This window comes from Spiroplasma endosymbiont of Apeira syringaria (assembly GCF_964020205.1).
Classification (GTDB): Bacteria; Bacillota_I; Bacilli_A; order Mycoplasmatales; family VBWQ01; genus Spiroplasma_E; species Spiroplasma_E ixodetis_A.
Map to the genome: position 1 here is coordinate 1889585 of NZ_OZ026543.1, position 15970 is coordinate 1905554.

The following is a 15970-nucleotide window of genomic DNA, read 5'->3' on the forward strand; positions in this document are numbered from 1 at the left end:
AAGATATTTAAACTTCAATTTTGATATAATTCTAAAATTAGTAAGTTACACTTTTATAACAACTATGTTGATTAAATTAGAAAAGGAATTACAATGAGAGTAAGAAATAAGCCATGAGCAAAAGAATTTATTTTAATACATAATAATTTATGTATTAATGATCCCTATAATTACAAAGGGAAATGAAATAAAAAAATATTTCAAAATAAAAATCCAATCAATATTGAAATTGGAAGTGGCAAAGGAAATTTCATTATAAATCTTGCTAAACAAAATTCAAATCAAAATTATATTGCTATTGAAAAAAATATTTCTATTGTAACTATATTATTAAAAAAATTAACGGACTTCTCCCCACATTTACTTGTGGAGGGAATAATGAAACTGAATGAATTCAACAATGCTTTTCAAACTGAACAGCAATGTCTTGCATATATAGCAAATTTGAAAGAAAACAAATGTATTAGGTGTTTTAATTTTAATTTGAATACTTCTGATTTAAAAAGAATGAGATGTTTAAAATGTAATCAAACATTTAGCATTCTCACAGGCACCATATTTTCAAGGTCACAAACATCTTTAACATCTTGGTTTTATCTTATCTTTAGATGAATAAACACCAAACATGGAATTCCATCAACAGATATTGCAAAAGAATTGGGAGTGACTTTGAAAACTGCTTGAAGAATGACTCATAAAATCAGAACACGTATTGCAAAACAAAAACCTCAATTTATTGTTGAAGGTACAGTGCAAATTGATGAAATGTATCTTTCACATATGGGTTTTAAAAAACAAGGAAGATCCTTGGTGAATAAAACCTTGATTGTTGGCATTTATCAAAAAACAACCAATAATTTAATTGTGAAAGTATTGAAAAACGCAAAGAGTAAAAATCTTTTGCAGTTTGCAAAAAACCACATTTCTTCAAAATGTCTTGTATATACTGATTCTTGAAAAGGATATTGCGATTTTAAATCAGTTTTCACTAAGCATGAAACAGTTAACCATCAAGATGGCTATGTTTCAAAAATTGGTGTAAATACCAACCAAATTGAATCAGTTTGAAAACATATAAGAAGAACATTTAAAACACATATCAAAGTTGCAAAACATCATGTTCATTTATATGCTAAAGAAGCTGCATATAAATTCAACAAGATACCTAGTTTTGAAACTGTAATTCTATGTTTGATTTAAAAATGTGGGGAGAAGTCCGTAGATAGGCTTTTCTCAGCATTTATGTGATAAAATTAAAATAGTACATAAAGGGAGAAAAGCCAAAATTAATTGAAAATAAATTATGTAATTTAAAAATAATTATAGAAGATGCCATAAATTTAAAAGATTTTTTTGCCAATAATGAAATTAATAAAATTTATTTAAATTTTTCTGATCCATGACCTAAAAAAAGACATTTTAAAAGAAGATTAACATACCAAAAATTTTTAGAAATATACAAAAAAATTTTAATAAAAAATGGTCAACTTCACTTTAAAACAGATAATAACAATTTATTTAATTATTCACTTTTAGAATTTCAAAAAAATAAATGAAATTTATTAGAATATACAATTAATCTACATCAAGATAATAATATAATAAAAAATGATGAAGCATTTATTAAAACTGAATATGAAGAAAAATTCATTAAACAAAATAAAAACATTAATTATTTATTACGGACTTCTCCCCACATGTACTTGTGGAGGGAATAATGAAACTGAATGAATTCAACAATGCTTTTCAAACTGAACAGCAATGTCTTGCATATATAGCAAATTTGAAAGAAAACAAATGTATTAGGTGTTTTAGTTTTAATTTGAATACTTCTGATTTAAAAAGAATGAGATGTTTAAAATGTAATCAAACATTTAGCATTCTCACAGGCACCATATTTTCAAGGTCACAAACATCTTTAACATCTTGGTTTTATCTTATCTTTAGATGAATAAACACCAAACATGGAATTCCATCAACAGATATTGCAAAAGAATTGGGAGTGACTTTGAAAACTGCTTGAAGAATGACTCATAAAATCAGAACACGTATTGCAAAACAAAAACCTCAATTTATTGTTGAAGGTACAGTGCAAATTGATGAAATGTATCTTTCACATATGGGTTTTAAAAAACAAGGAAGATCCTTGGTGAATAAAACCTTGATTGTTGGCATTTATCAAAAAACAACCAATAATTTAATTGTGAAAGTATTGAAAAACGCAAAGAGTAAAAATCTTTTGCAGTTTGCAAAAAACCACATTTCTTCAAAATGTCTTGTATATACTGATTCTTGAAAAGGATATTGCGATTTTAAATCAGTTTTCACTAAGCATGAAACAGTTAACCATCAAGATGGCTATGTTTCAAAAATTGGTGTAAATACCAACCAAATTGAATCAGTTTGAAAACATATAAGAAGAACATTTAAAACACATATCAAAGTTGCAAAACATCATGTTCATTTATATGCTAAAGAAGCTGCATATAAATTCAACAAGATACCTAGTTTTGAAACTGTAATTCTATGTTTGATTTAAAAATGTGGGGAGAAGTCCGTAGATAGGCTTTTCTCAGCATTTATGTGATAAAATTAAAATAGTACATAAAGGGAGAAAAGCCATTTATTAATACAAAAAAATAAAATTGAAGTTTAAACTTCAATTTTATTAAAAAAAGTTAATGATTAACTAAGATTATATTCATATTAAACTATAAAGATTTTTCATCAAATGTTACATTTAATTTTCCACCCTGTGAATCTCAAGAAATAGGTAAATTTAAAAAAACAGTTTTTGGGTTATCGGGATTATCTGTTGAAATAATTGAATAAGTGTTAGAACCAATTTTAAGTTGTTCTTTATAACCGTTATCAACTAAAATTTTAATCAAATCTTTAATAGTATAGTCACTTTTACTTCATTGACCCGTTTGTGATCAATAATATGAATAACTAATAGTATCAGTTAAATTTACTGAATAACTAATTTTCCCTTCATTATGATACGTTCCTTGCTTAATAGTATATAAAACTGTTCCTATTGAATGTGATTTTAATTTAAATGATTGACTTGGATTAGTTAATGTTTCACTATCACTAGTAGTTTTAGTTCCTTGTTGCTCTGAACCAAATTCAGCACTAGTTTCAACATCACTTTTACCAACTAAAGGAATTTTAAATTCAGCTTTAACTTTAACTCCAATTTTTTCTAATGTTTTTCAAGAAAAAGTATTATTATTAGTAATAGTTTTAGATTGTGATTGAGTTTGATAAATTTGTTCGGTATTAGAACTATTAGTATAAATGTCTTGAAAAGAATCTACTATATTTTCATCTTTAGCAACAGTCTTTATTGGTTTTAAAGTACTGGATGGGTTACACTTTATTGTACACTAATTACATAGACAAGTGAACAAAGAAAGGAACTATAATTATGGCCAATATTAAGTCATATATCGATGAATTTAAAAAACAAATATTTTAAGTAATTAAGGAGAATACTAATGCCATTATCATTAATAACTGAAACCACACCTTTATTACCACTATCAAATAATACTAGCACATGAAAAAAAACTATTAAAAATTGAACTAATGGATTTTACCAAGAAATTAAACATTTAGTTTCGGGATCGCTATGAATATCATCAGCTATTATTACAATTGCTAGTTTAAACATTATTAGTACTCAAGTAAATAGTAATGAGGATATAGATTTTAAAAAGGCATTTACTACTTTAATTAAATGAGAAGTACTTGGCAATACTACTATTTCACTCTTTGTTTCATTTCTAAAGAAATGTTTAACAAATTTCGGTAATAGTCAATTAGAAAAAACTTTATTTTATAAAGTATGAAATAAAATAAAAGATAAAGTATTTACTAATACTACTGAAATAACTAACCTTAATTTTGAGGAAATAAAAACTAAAATTAATATTCTTGAAACAAATAAAAATACATTAGAAACACAAATGAAAGAGTTTTCAAACTTATGTCAACAATTAGTTACAAAGTTTAAAACTCTTTTAAATAATAATACTGAAAATAATATTATATTAACCATTGAAGAAAACATTAATAACAATCTTAAAGCATATTCAATAATTACTAATGAATTAATAAAAATTATTGCTACTTTCGCAGTTTTCACTAGCGGAGTATCTTTTGCTAGTTCTATAAGTATTATAAAAAACGATATAGCCAATGATTTACCTTTAAATCCAACATCCTTTGTTAAAACTTTTACTGCTCTTGAAACTATTATTGTATCCTTTTTAGCATTAATAATTTTTAAATTAAAATTTAATCTATTTGAAAATGGATTAAAAAATATTAAACACTCATTATTATGACAATGCATTAAAAAAATTATTAATAAACCTACTGTTAGTGAAGCAGATATTGAATTAGAATATGAAAAAATAACTGCTTTAAAAAGATGATATGATTTAAATTTTATTAAACTAGAATTTAATTTAAATGAAATACAAAAAATTTTAGAAATACAAACTTTAAATCCTAATAATGACTACAATAACAATATTTGTAAAAATATTAAATATTTATTTACTTGATTAATATCAATAGTATCTTCGATGACACTTGATAGTTATTTTGATATTATTACTGCTCAAATAAGTGCTAACAAAAAAATAGATTTTATAAAAGATTTAAAGCTACTAATAACTAAAGAAAATATAATAGTTGCAATAATAGCCCAAATTGGTTTTTCATTTAAACTTAATATTACTGATTTTTGTTGAGAAAGATTTAAAAATACATATACTTATCAAGTATTAAGTTATATATGTAATTTTCCTAAAAAATGTTATCAGTCTGTTTACTCAAATAATTCAATTTTCCAATTAAGTTCAAATATTACTGAAGAAAATTTAGAAAAATTAGTCAAAAATTATTATGAAAAAATTGATAAAAATATTAAAATCTTAGAAAAAATAAATATTAAATTAAATGATACTATTGATACAAGTAATCGATTAAATATTAATAAAATTAATAATTCTCAACTACCACCATTATTAAAAACACTACAAAAAATAGAATCAAATATTATTTCAATACCAATTAACTAAAAATATTGTCAAATAACTTTTTTATAAAATAAAAAAGGAATGATTGTTATGATTATTCCTTTTTATAACTTTATTTACTTGTACTATAATTTTTCATATATTGAACTAATGTTTTAATTAATATACCCATACCACGATCATTTTTATAAGCAGTTCCTGCAATATCTAAATGTAAAAATGGTTTATCTTCACTAAATTCTTTTAAAAATGCAGCAGCATTTGATGAACCACCATATGGATCTTTAGAAAGATTACTTAAATCAGCTATTTTAGATGAACGCATATTTAAAATATTTTGTTGATGAATTGGCATTCTTCAAATTTCCTCATTAGTTTGTTGTGATGATAAATCAAAATCATTAAATAATTTATCATCAGTAGCAAAAGCACCAGTCATATAGCTACCTAATGCCACTAGCATTGCGCCAGTTAAAGTTGATAATTCAATAATACGATTTGCTTTTCCTTTACGTAAAGCATATGTCATACCATCTGCTAATACCAATCTTCCTTCTGCATCGGTATTATTAATTTCTACAGTTTTACCATTCATTGAAGTAAAAACTGTTTCTACTAAAGTAGCATGACCACCAATCTTATTTTCTGTTAAACAAGCAACAGCGACAAAGTTTATTTTTAATTGTAATTTAGCAGCAGCAATGGCAGCATTACATACACTAGCTGCACCCGACATATCAAATTTCATACCTTTCATTGCTGAATAAGGTTTTAGTGAATAACCACCACTATCAAAAGTAATTCCTTTACCAACTAATCCCAAAATATCATCGGCATGCTGTGGATCACCTTTATATTCCAAAACAACAACACGAGCATCAAAATTACTTCCAGCATTAACTGCTAATAATAAATTCATATTTAGCTCTGTTATTTCTTTTTGCCCTAAAACCTTTACTGATAAATTTTTAATACCTTTTGCTGCATCTTGAATTTTTTTTGCAAAAACTTCGGGATATAATAAATTAGGTGGCATATCTTGCAAATTACGTGCTAAATTAATACTTTCTCCTTGAATTTCGATCTGTTGTTGTGAAGTATAGCTAGGGAATTTTGCTGTTGAAACAACATTATATTTAACTTTTTTTTCTTCATTCTTTTTACTTTTTAAAGTATATTCTTTAAAAGTACCGAATCATAATGCTTCATATATAGTTTGTAAAAGTATACTTTCATTTAAATTACTCGTAACAAAAGATTTGACATCAATATCCAAATCTTGACTATTATTACTACTAAAATTTACAAAAAAATTATAAACATCATTACGAGTTAAACCTTTACTATCACCTAAATATAGGTAATAAGTTTTATCTTCAGAAATTAATGTTAATTTATTTTTTTCTTTAGCAATCAATTCATGAGGAACTTTATCAGCAAATACCGCTGTTAATTTTAATTTTAATTCAAGTTTACTACTAAAATTAAGTAGAATATTTTTATCCATATTTTCACTCCTAAATGGTAATATTAAAATAATTACAATATATCTTAATTAATATTTTCGAAAATTACAACAAAAATAGATAAGTTAAACAATATTATTGTATTATTATTGTATTGTAATATTACCATAGAATGGAGCAAAAACTATGAAGCGTTCTGAATTAAATGAAAAAGATAAAAAAAAGTACTGATGAGATTTTAAGCATTTATTTATTAATAATGAATCTTGAAAAAAAGCTTTACCTGAGTTTGATAAATTTGCCAATCAACTTTTAACTTTTAAAGGAAAATTAAATAATATTGATAACTTTAAAAAATATTTAGCAATTAGCAAAGAAATATCAATGTTAGGATCTAAAGTTGTACAATATTTACATTATGGAGATTTAGATCAAACTAACTTAGAATTGCAACAATTATCTAGTTTATTTGCGACTCAACAAAGTAAGTTATCGGAAAAATTAGCATGGATTGAACCAGAAATTAAAACTATTGGTTTACAAACTATTAAAAAATGGATTAATAATGATCCCTCATTAATGATATATAAACATGATATGGAAGTTTTCTTTAAATTTGAAAAATTTATTTTAAGTGAACACGATGAAACTTTACTTAGTAAAGTTAGTAAATCAAGAAGTGCTGCTGGTGGTTTATATGATAGTTTGGTTTATGCTGATAAACAAAAAACAATGTTTAATTATCAAAATAAAGAACAAGAATTAACACAAACTTTATATTTAGACATTTTAGAAAATAGTAATCCAGTAAAAGATCAACAATTAAGAATTGATATTTCAAAAAAATTTTATGAAGATATTAAAAATAAAAAACATTCATTAGCACAAGTTTATGAAAGTATTTTAGAAGTAGCTGTTGAAGAAATAAAAATTCGTAACAACGATAAAGAAAAAGATAATAAAAAACATTTAACTACTTTAGAATATAGTTTATTAAGTGATGATGTACCATTAATACTATATGAAAATTTAATAAAAACGGGACAGAAACACGCTATTTTAGTAGAAGAATTTTATAATTTAAAACGTAAATTTTTTAAATTTAAAAAATTTTATAGTACCGATACTAGTTTAAAAATGACAACAATACCAACCAAAAAATTCAGTGTTGAAGAAGGTATTAATTCAATCAAAGAAATTTTAAGTATCTTAGGTGATGAATATTTAGAACAATTAAACTTAGCATTATTACCAGGTAGAATTGACTATTATGAAGACACAAATAAACGAACTGGTGCTTATTCAACAGGTGGTAATGGCGTAGAACCCATTATTTTAATGAATTGAGATGATACTATTAATTCACTTAATACACTATCTCATGAATTAGGTCATTCTGTTCACACCCTATTTTCAGAAAAATATCAAAAATATCCAAATGCTGACTATCCAATTATTTTAGCTGAAGTTGCTTCAACAGTTAATGAACATCTAGCATTTGATTATTTATATAATAAATCGTCAAATAATCAAGAACGCATTTACTTACTACAAACTCATATTGAAACTGTAATTGGTACTTTTTTTCGTCAAATTCAATTTGCTGAATTTGAATGAGAAGCACATAAATTAGTAGAAAAAGAAGTGCCATTAAACGCCGATATTTTGGCTGATTTATTTGAAAATACAGCTAATAAATATGGACAAAAAGCATTAGATAAATACGAAGAAAAAGCAAAAGGATACTCATGACCACGAATTCTTCATTTTTTCCACTCACCTTATTATGTTTATAAATATGCTACTTCAATTACCGTTTCTTATAAACTTTATGAAGATGTTAAAAATGGTAAAAAAGAAAATTTACTTAACTTTTTAAAAGCTGGTGGCAGCAAATATCCATTAGATATTTTAAAAGATGCGGGTGTTGATTTAACACAAATTGATGTTTATAACCCATTAATTACTAATTTAAAGAAAATGATTAACCAATTATCAGACTTAATTAATAATAAAGATAATTAAATTGCAAAAAAATAATATATAATAATAATGGTGTTTTAGTCCTTTAGCATTTTATTTAAAACATTATAAAATAATATGTACATATTTTGACTATTACAATTAGTAAAGACTAAGGAGAATAAATAAAAAATGAATGTGAAATTTGATTTTGAAGATATAAATCTAATTGCAAATAAAGGAATAGTTAAATCGCGAAAAGAATGTGATACCAGTGTTAAACTAAATGGTTTTACTTTTAAAATTCCAATTATTCCGGCAAATATGAGTGCTGTCATTAACCAAGAATTATGTATTTGATTGGCTAAAAATAATTACTTTTATGTAATGCACCGTTTTAATATCGATCAAATTAAATTTATTAAAAATATGCATGAACAAAAATTATATGCTTCAATTAGCATTGGTGTTAAAAAAGAGGATAAAGAGTTACTTGAACAATTAATCAAACTGAATCTAATTCCTGAATTTATTACTATTGATATTGCTCATGGTCATAGTAATGCTATGGAAGAAATGATTAAATTTATAAAAACTACTTTTACTAAAACAAATACTAAACCTTTTATTATTGCTGGTAACGTTATGACAAAAACCGCTGTTAAAGATTTAGAAAAATGAGGCGCTGATGCAATTAAATTTGGTGTTGGTCCAGGAAAAGCTTGTATTACTAAACTAAAAACTGGATTTGGTACAGGTGGTTGACAATTAAATGCTTTACAAGATGTTGCCAATAGCACCACTAAACCATTAATTGCAGATGGTGGTATTAGATGTAATGGTGATATTGCTAAAGCAATAGCTTTTGGTGCCACTATGATTATGGCAGGAAGTATTTTAGCGGGTTATGATGAATCACCTGGCAAAATTGTTACAATAAATGGTCAATCTTACAAAGAATATTTTGGATCAGCAAGTATTTTTAACAAAGCGCAAGCGAAAAATATTGAAGGTAAAAAAATACTTGTTCCATATAAAGGTTCAATTGCTGATACTTATAAAGAAATGGAAGAAGATTTACAATCTGCTATTTCTTATGGTGGCGGTAAAGATTTATCTGCATTAACAAAATGTGATTATGTTATTGTTAAAGGTACTATTAATAATGGTGATGATCGTTAATAACTTTTAATTTTTTTTTAAAAACAATTCTGGGTACCGATAATTGTTTTTTATTAAAATAGAAGCAAATCAAACTGCCTATGATGATAATTGAATTCACAGTGATAATTGTTTAATGATATTAAAGAATCTAATAATTAAATTATTTTTAATATTTAAACTACTTTGTCTAAAACTTTTTTTCTGATTTTTCTGCCATTTTCTATCCCCTTTATTATCATTTATAGTGAGCAAAGGCTTTATTAGTTTCTTCCATATTTTTTTGCTTTTTAGTTTATATTCAATTTTATTTTAATAAAATATAATGAATTAAATAAAATTTATTTAAAATACCAGATAAAAATATATTGTGAAATACGTTTTATTTCTTTATAATAAATATAAAAATTAATATAAGTTTTTTAATCCATTTACTTTCATTTCAAAGTAAATGGTTTTTTATTTTGAAGGGGATGAAAAGATGATTAATACAGAAAAATTACCTTTATTAGAAACAAGTGCACATATTAATTATAATGGAATTAATAATTCAAATATGTCAATAAATCATAATGATTCATCTAGTACTGAAAGTATTATAACTTTAGATGATGATCAAATAACAAATGGAAGAGAAAATAATAATTTAAACAGTTTATTATTTGATGGTGATTCAGTAAATACTATTGTTAATTTTAGCAATGATTGAAGGGATACTGATGATCGTTATGGTGGAAAAACACAGAAAAGATTAGATATTAATGGTAATTGAGAATATAATACGAAATTTATAACAGGTGATATTTTAAATGAAAAAATAGCAAATATTGATAATCAATTATATTTAATGAAAGAAATTATATTAAATGATGGCAGAGTTATTTTAGAATTATCAAATTTAAATGAAAATAAAAAAATTGAAACAAAATATAAAATATACAATAATGAAGAAGAAAGAGAATACAATAATAATTTAAATGACTTGGATTTAACTACCTTTTTACCAATAAATAAAGAAAAAAATAATTTTTTAAAAAAATTTTTCAGTTCAAAATATATGTTTTTACCTAATACATTTTTTTTAAATTTTGCTTTCGGATCAGTATTATTATTTGAAGCTAAAAATTATTTTCATAAAGAAAAGTTACCTGAAAATCTTTATCATAATTTTTGAGATGTATTAATGAGTGGTATTAGTGGTATTACAGTAATGAATTTATCGTATTTAAATTACAAACTTATTTCTTTAAAAAATAAATGAAAATACTTATCTTTTTCTTTAGTAATTGGTGGTATTAGTATTTGAGATCAATTTTTATATTTATATGTTAGCGAAGAAAATTTCAACTTCATCTCTTTTATAGAAAGAATAAGTATTTTTTTTATTAGTATTTTAATTGAAGAATTAATTTTTGATAAAATTGCTCAACCTTGCATTGAAAAATTATGACAAAATTTAAAAAATCAAAACTTTTCAAAAATTATTAAATATGGTAGTACTGTTAGTATGCTTCTTTTTGTATCAATTTTTAAAAATATATTAACTGGTCTTTATGGCGAAGAAAAAGAAATAAATTTAGAAAATATTAAAAAAGCACTTCCACTAACACTATTGACAGTAATTCTTGAAAATACTCTTACTTCTTTTTCTTTTTCTTATTTTGATTGATTTTGAACAAAAATTTCAATTGCAAAAGAAATAGCAACCAATAGTATAAAAGGAATAGAAAGATTTGCTAATCAACAAGCACAAAATTATAGTTTTAAAAAATTAATAAAACAATTTAATTTTCAACCATTTAATGCAAACTTAATAAATGAAAGCGAATCGATAGATCATCCAGATTCAAATCAACCATCTATCCAAGTTATGTAAAAGTAAAGTCATTAATTCATCTTTTGATGAAATATAAAAAAATAAAACATTTTAGTTTAATATATTAACTGAAAAATACATTATATAATAATAAAAAAGTGAATTAATAATTCACTTTTTTATTATTACAATTATTTAATATATTAAAACGAAGAAGTAAACCCCCTATTATCGTTATATCCAATTTCATTGAAACAACGATCGGGATCCATTTCATTTCAAGATACAGCATGTCTAGATGTTGAAGGTTGAGATTGCATAGTTGCTTGACTTCTTAATCCAGAAATCTTTTGTTTAATTTCATATAATTTTGCAATTTTTTGTTGTTTAATTTCATTACTTCTACTATTATTAAAACGACCACAACTAATAATAACTCAAAATTTATTAGAAAAATTTCGCCCTCCTTTATCTGTTTCTAATTTTTGGATTTCTTTTTCTAATTTTTCTAATTGAGCTTGATATTGATTTAACGTTACTTCATATTTATATTTTTGAAATTGTTTATTCAATCAAATAAAAGGAGATTTTAATAATATTTTTATTTGTGTTTTTATACTTTGTGAATTATAAATTTGTCTTACTGTTGCAAGACAACCATTAATTTCGATATTTTTTTTATTTATACTAACATTTAATTTTGCAATTTTTTTATCTATTTTTGCAATATCTAAATTTCTTCTACTCATACTACGATTTAAATCGCAAATATTTTCCATCTTCAATTTTAATCTTATTTTTAATCTTGCATCTAAAACCTCTTTTTCTAATTTTAGATTTGGACATAATCATCAATTTTCTTGTTTTATTGAAAAAAATTTATTTGCTATTTCAAGTTCATTTCTAGCAATTTTACAAAATATTCTTTTTGTTTTGTATGTTCTTCTTTCTAACTTAACAGCTAATCTTGCTGTTTTTAATTTTAACTTTGATAAAATTAATTTTTTATTTAAATCATGAGCATTAAAATTTTCAATTTGCTGTTCTATATTTGTTCCTTCAACTTCCAATACTCTTATTTCACTATCTAATTTCTCTTCTCGTATCATTTCTTTGGATATTTCTTCATCTAATGCTACTATGTTTTCTTTTCATTTTTTTATCATATATGTTGTTTGTAATTGTTTATTTGGTAATTGATTTTTTAATTTTAATATTTCTTCTCTATTTTTTTCTATTTGTTTTTGGATTTCATAAAGTTCATTAATATTTATAATCTTGTCTATTTTTTTAATTTGTTCAAAATTTTTTTTCTTTCTTTTTCTAATTTTTGTTTTTCAATCCTTAAAACTATTATTTTGTTTTGTTTTTATTACAGTATCTATTTTTTTGATTTCTTCTTTAAAAATTTTTGATTCCTTTCTAATTGCTTCTATCACTAACTTCTTCCTTTCTTTTTTATTTAATATAAAAAAAATCATTACTTTCTTAAAAAAATAATAGATTGAAAAATATATTTAGTTTTTCTTTTACATTGTATATAAATATAATAAATTTACATGATATATACATTAATACTATTTTCTATATACAATTAAATAACTTATAATTCTTTTAAAATAAATTATTAATAATCTAATATTTACTAACAAAAATAAATTATTTTTTAATTTATATTAATTTTATTATAATATTTAATATCATATACAAACACTAAAGTAGGTTAATAATGTTAGAAATCATAAGTCTTAATAATAAACATATTACAATTAAAGTGAAAAAAAATAAAAAAGAAATTTTAAATGCACTAGGTATTATTGATATCAATAATACTAATGAATTTAAAATATTTAATACTCCGTTTGCTCTTGAAATACTACTTAAATATACAAATAATAATGATAAATTAAAACAAATATATGAACACTCACTAATATCATGAAAAAAAATCCAACAAGAAAAAAACTTAAATGATTATCCAGGTAATCCTAAACTAAGAAATTATCAACGTGTTGATGTTGCAATTTTAAAAGCAAATAAAAGATTTGGCTTATTTAATGAAATGCGAACTGGTAAAACACCCACCATTTTAACAGCATTATCAGAAATGAAAACTAATAAAATATTATTTGTTGTTCCTAAGTCAACTATTTTATTAACATGGGTTCCCGAAATTAAAAAATGAACTACCTATAATTGTATTACTATTAAAGATGATATTACTAAAGTGCGAACAGAAAAATATAATCAATTTAAAAATAGTAATAATTGTATTTTAGTAGTTTCTAAAAACACTTTTAAAAATGATATAAAAAATAAATTATTAACTAAATTTGATTTTACATTAGTTATTGATGAAGCACATTTTTTAAGAAACTACAAAACTGCACAAAGTTCAACAATTTTGGAAGTTGCAAATAAAGTATCATCAGTTTATTGTTTAACTGGTACTCCCGCCAACAATCATCCTAGTGATATTTTTGGTATATTAAAAATTATTGATAATAAACTATATAAAAATATTGATTATTGAGATTTTGTTGCTCGTTACTTTGGAATAATTAGAAAACGTATTACTAATTTTGTAACTATTAATATACCAAAACCAAATGTTAAACCACAACTAGCAGCAGAATTTGATTATTTAGTTAAAAAAATATCAATTATGCGTAAACAAATTGATGTACGTAATGAAATGCCAAAAATTATTAAAAATGATTTAATTTTAACTATGCCCAAAGCACAAACTTCAATTTATTGTGATACTCTTGAAACTATGAAACAAGAATTATTTTATAATAAAAAATCTAAAATAACTTTTTTACAAATATTTACCAAATTAAGAACTATTTGTTCAACACCTATTAATGAGGGAATGAAAGAATTAGGAGCAAAATTTAATTGATTACTAGACTACTTACATGATAATGAAAATGATTCAATTATTATTTATAGTAGTTTTAGTGATAAAGGAATTAACATTTTAAGTAACATTTTAGATAAACATAAATTAAATCATCAATTAATTACTGGTAAAGTAAATCATGAACAAAGACTTAAAGCTATTAGTGATTTTCAAAGTAAAAAAGTTAAAATTATTTTATGTAACATTAAATCTACTAATGTTGGTATCACATTAGATCAAGGTGATGTTATGATTTTTCTAGATCGTGAATTAAACCCAACCGAAAATGAGCAAGCTGAAAGTCGCTTTTTTCCAACTCAATTAAACGATAATAAAACTAGAGAAATTATTAATTTATATTGTGCTAATACTATTGATTTAAAAATTAGAGACATCCTTAATAATAAAATTGATATTAATAAAGTTATTAATGATCAAGGTATTAAATTTTTTGAATAATTTTTATTATATTTAATAAACTAAACGAGGATTAAAAACAAGATCTGCATTATTATTAGGAATGAATTGTTCATCATTAATTTCAAGAATATATTCTTGCAATAAAGGCGCAAATTCGTTTGAAGATTGAAAAGAATGAGTGTTATCAATGATTTGTTGACTTTCAAAAAATTCTCTATAATCACCATTATCTTCTCCATCATTTAAACAACAAAAAAGACCTGAAATAAAACCAAAAAGAGCACCAGCAAAACACCCTGAAAACACTGTTACAGCTGAAGTAATATCAAATTCAAAAATATTTTGTTCTCTTTTTTGATATAAATCAGAAAGAGCAAACAAACTACCTCCAATAATATTCCCTAAACAACTTGCTAATATTATTTTTTTATTAATCATGTTATTTACCACCTTTTTAATATTTAAATTATTGGTTTAGATATTTTTTTTAAATTAAATGCTTTTCAAGCAAGAGCATCTGCTTCATCATTATATATATCACCACTATGACCTTTAACTCATTTAAAATAAATATTAACATCTTTTGCTATTTTATCATAAAATGCTTTATATGCCTTTGTTTCTACTTTAGTAGTTTTTCATTCACCAGTACATCATTTACTAATTCCAACATAATCATGACAAATTAAAATTGATTTTATATTATTTTCCAAAGCTAACTGCATTGCCTTTTGTGCACCCATTATTTCTCCAGCAACATTTCTTAATTTTGCTCAATTTTCATCATCAAATTTTTCATAAAATATATCTTTTTTGTCATTATTTAAGAAAACAAGTCCATAAGAAAATTGATTAATTTCTTCTTTAAAACTACCATCAGTATATGCTATTACTTCATATTTATAGTGATTTTCAGATTTTATTTGAATTTTATCATCTAAATAATCTTGAGCTTCTTTTTTAGTTGCAAATTTTTTATACTGAGCACCAGCAAAACCTCTAATTTGTATTTCACATTCATTCCAGTTTTCAAATATTCCAATGACTCTACCTTTTTTTACTGCATAAAATTTACTTGCCATAATTATGACTCCTCTATTGTTTATTTTAATTTTACAATAATATTAAATTTTATCTAATTAAAATGACAAATTAAAGCAAAAATATTGCTGATGCTAATTAGCAA

Annotated in this window: 13 protein-coding genes and 2 pseudogenes; 9 read left to right on the top strand and 6 right to left on the bottom strand. The window is 23.5% G+C overall.

Annotation, left to right across the window (positions count from 1 at the left end):
* Positions 1-93: 93 nt before the first annotated feature.
* The 4 genes and pseudogenes from AACL02_RS12570 to AACL02_RS11750 all read left to right on the top strand — a co-directional run.
* Positions 94-288: pseudogene (locus AACL02_RS12570) on the top strand (tRNA (guanosine(46)-N7)-methyltransferase TrmB); the annotation flags it as partial.
* A 96-nt stretch (positions 289-384) separates the two neighbouring features.
* Positions 385-1200 (top strand): IS1595 family transposase, encoded by an 816-nt coding sequence (locus AACL02_RS11740; protein ID WP_339043458.1) that lies wholly within the window; start codon positions 385-387, stop codon positions 1198-1200.
* A gap of 140 nt (positions 1201-1340) precedes the next feature.
* Positions 1341-1718, top strand: coding sequence for a tRNA (guanine(46)-N(7))-methyltransferase TrmB (gene trmB / locus AACL02_RS11745; protein ID WP_422397857.1), 378 nt, complete (start codon positions 1341-1343; stop codon positions 1716-1718).
* A 308-nt stretch (positions 1719-2026) separates the two neighbouring features.
* Complete coding sequence (locus tag AACL02_RS11750) at positions 2027-2539, top strand: IS1595 family transposase (protein ID WP_281749673.1); 513 nt, start codon at positions 2027-2029, stop codon at positions 2537-2539.
* Positions 2540-2711: 172 nt separating this feature from the next.
* Here AACL02_RS11750 and AACL02_RS11755 read toward each other — a convergent pair whose 3' ends face one another.
* Positions 2712-2891 (bottom strand): hypothetical protein, encoded by a 180-nt coding sequence (locus AACL02_RS11755; RefSeq protein ID WP_339041742.1) that lies wholly within the window; start codon positions 2889-2891, stop codon positions 2712-2714.
* A 78-nt stretch (positions 2892-2969) separates the two neighbouring features.
* A pseudogene (locus tag AACL02_RS12575) lies at positions 2970-3386 on the bottom strand (ETX/MTX2 family pore-forming toxin); the annotation flags it as partial.
* A gap of 117 nt (positions 3387-3503) precedes the next feature.
* Between AACL02_RS12575 and AACL02_RS11760 the strand changes: the two are divergent.
* Positions 3504-5096: a hypothetical protein gene (locus AACL02_RS11760; RefSeq protein WP_339041744.1), complete on the top strand. Its 1593-nt coding sequence runs from the start codon at positions 3504-3506 to the stop codon at positions 5094-5096.
* Between the two features lie 70 nt (positions 5097-5166).
* On the opposite strand, the gene AACL02_RS11765 is transcribed toward AACL02_RS11760, so the two are convergent.
* Positions 5167-6561, bottom strand: coding sequence for a peptidase M17 (locus AACL02_RS11765; RefSeq protein WP_339041746.1), 1395 nt, complete (start codon positions 6559-6561; stop codon positions 5167-5169).
* 145 nt (positions 6562-6706) lie between these two features.
* Between AACL02_RS11765 and pepF the strand changes: the two genes are divergently transcribed.
* The 3 genes from pepF to AACL02_RS11780 all read left to right on the top strand — a co-directional run bounded on the left by pepF (position 6707) and on the right by AACL02_RS11780 (position 11519).
* Positions 6707-8545, top strand: a complete 1839-nt coding sequence (gene pepF, locus AACL02_RS11770) for an oligoendopeptidase F (protein WP_339041748.1) — start codon at positions 6707-6709, stop codon at positions 8543-8545.
* A gap of 129 nt (positions 8546-8674) precedes the next feature.
* Positions 8675-9664 (top strand): GMP reductase, encoded by a 990-nt coding sequence (locus tag AACL02_RS11775; RefSeq protein WP_339041750.1) that lies wholly within the window; start codon positions 8675-8677, stop codon positions 9662-9664.
* A 460-nt stretch (positions 9665-10124) separates the two neighbouring features.
* The gene (locus AACL02_RS11780) at positions 10125-11519 is read left to right on the top strand and encodes a hypothetical protein (RefSeq protein ID WP_339041752.1); all 1395 of its coding nucleotides are present in this window, start codon (positions 10125-10127) and stop codon (positions 11517-11519) included.
* A gap of 143 nt (positions 11520-11662) precedes the next feature.
* On the opposite strand, the gene AACL02_RS11785 is transcribed toward AACL02_RS11780, so the two are convergent.
* Positions 11663-12898: a hypothetical protein gene (locus AACL02_RS11785; protein WP_339041754.1), complete on the bottom strand. Its 1236-nt coding sequence runs from the start codon at positions 12896-12898 to the stop codon at positions 11663-11665.
* Positions 12899-13188: 290 nt separating this feature from the next.
* Here AACL02_RS11785 and AACL02_RS11790 point away from each other — a divergent pair, with 290 nt between their 5' ends.
* Entirely contained in the window at positions 13189-14823 is a 1635-nt protein-coding gene (locus tag AACL02_RS11790; RefSeq protein ID WP_339041756.1) for a DEAD/DEAH box helicase, read from the top strand.
* A 12-nt stretch (positions 14824-14835) separates the two neighbouring features.
* Here the strand turns inward: AACL02_RS11790 and AACL02_RS11795 are convergent, their stop codons facing one another.
* On the bottom strand, positions 14836-15222 hold the full coding sequence (locus AACL02_RS11795) for a hypothetical protein (protein ID WP_338974171.1): 387 nt from the start codon (positions 15220-15222) through the stop codon (positions 14836-14838).
* Between the two features lie 23 nt (positions 15223-15245).
* Entirely contained in the window at positions 15246-15866 is a 621-nt protein-coding gene (locus AACL02_RS11800; RefSeq protein ID WP_281748496.1) for a ribonuclease H family protein, read from the bottom strand.
* Between the last annotated feature and the right edge of the window lie 104 nt (positions 15867-15970).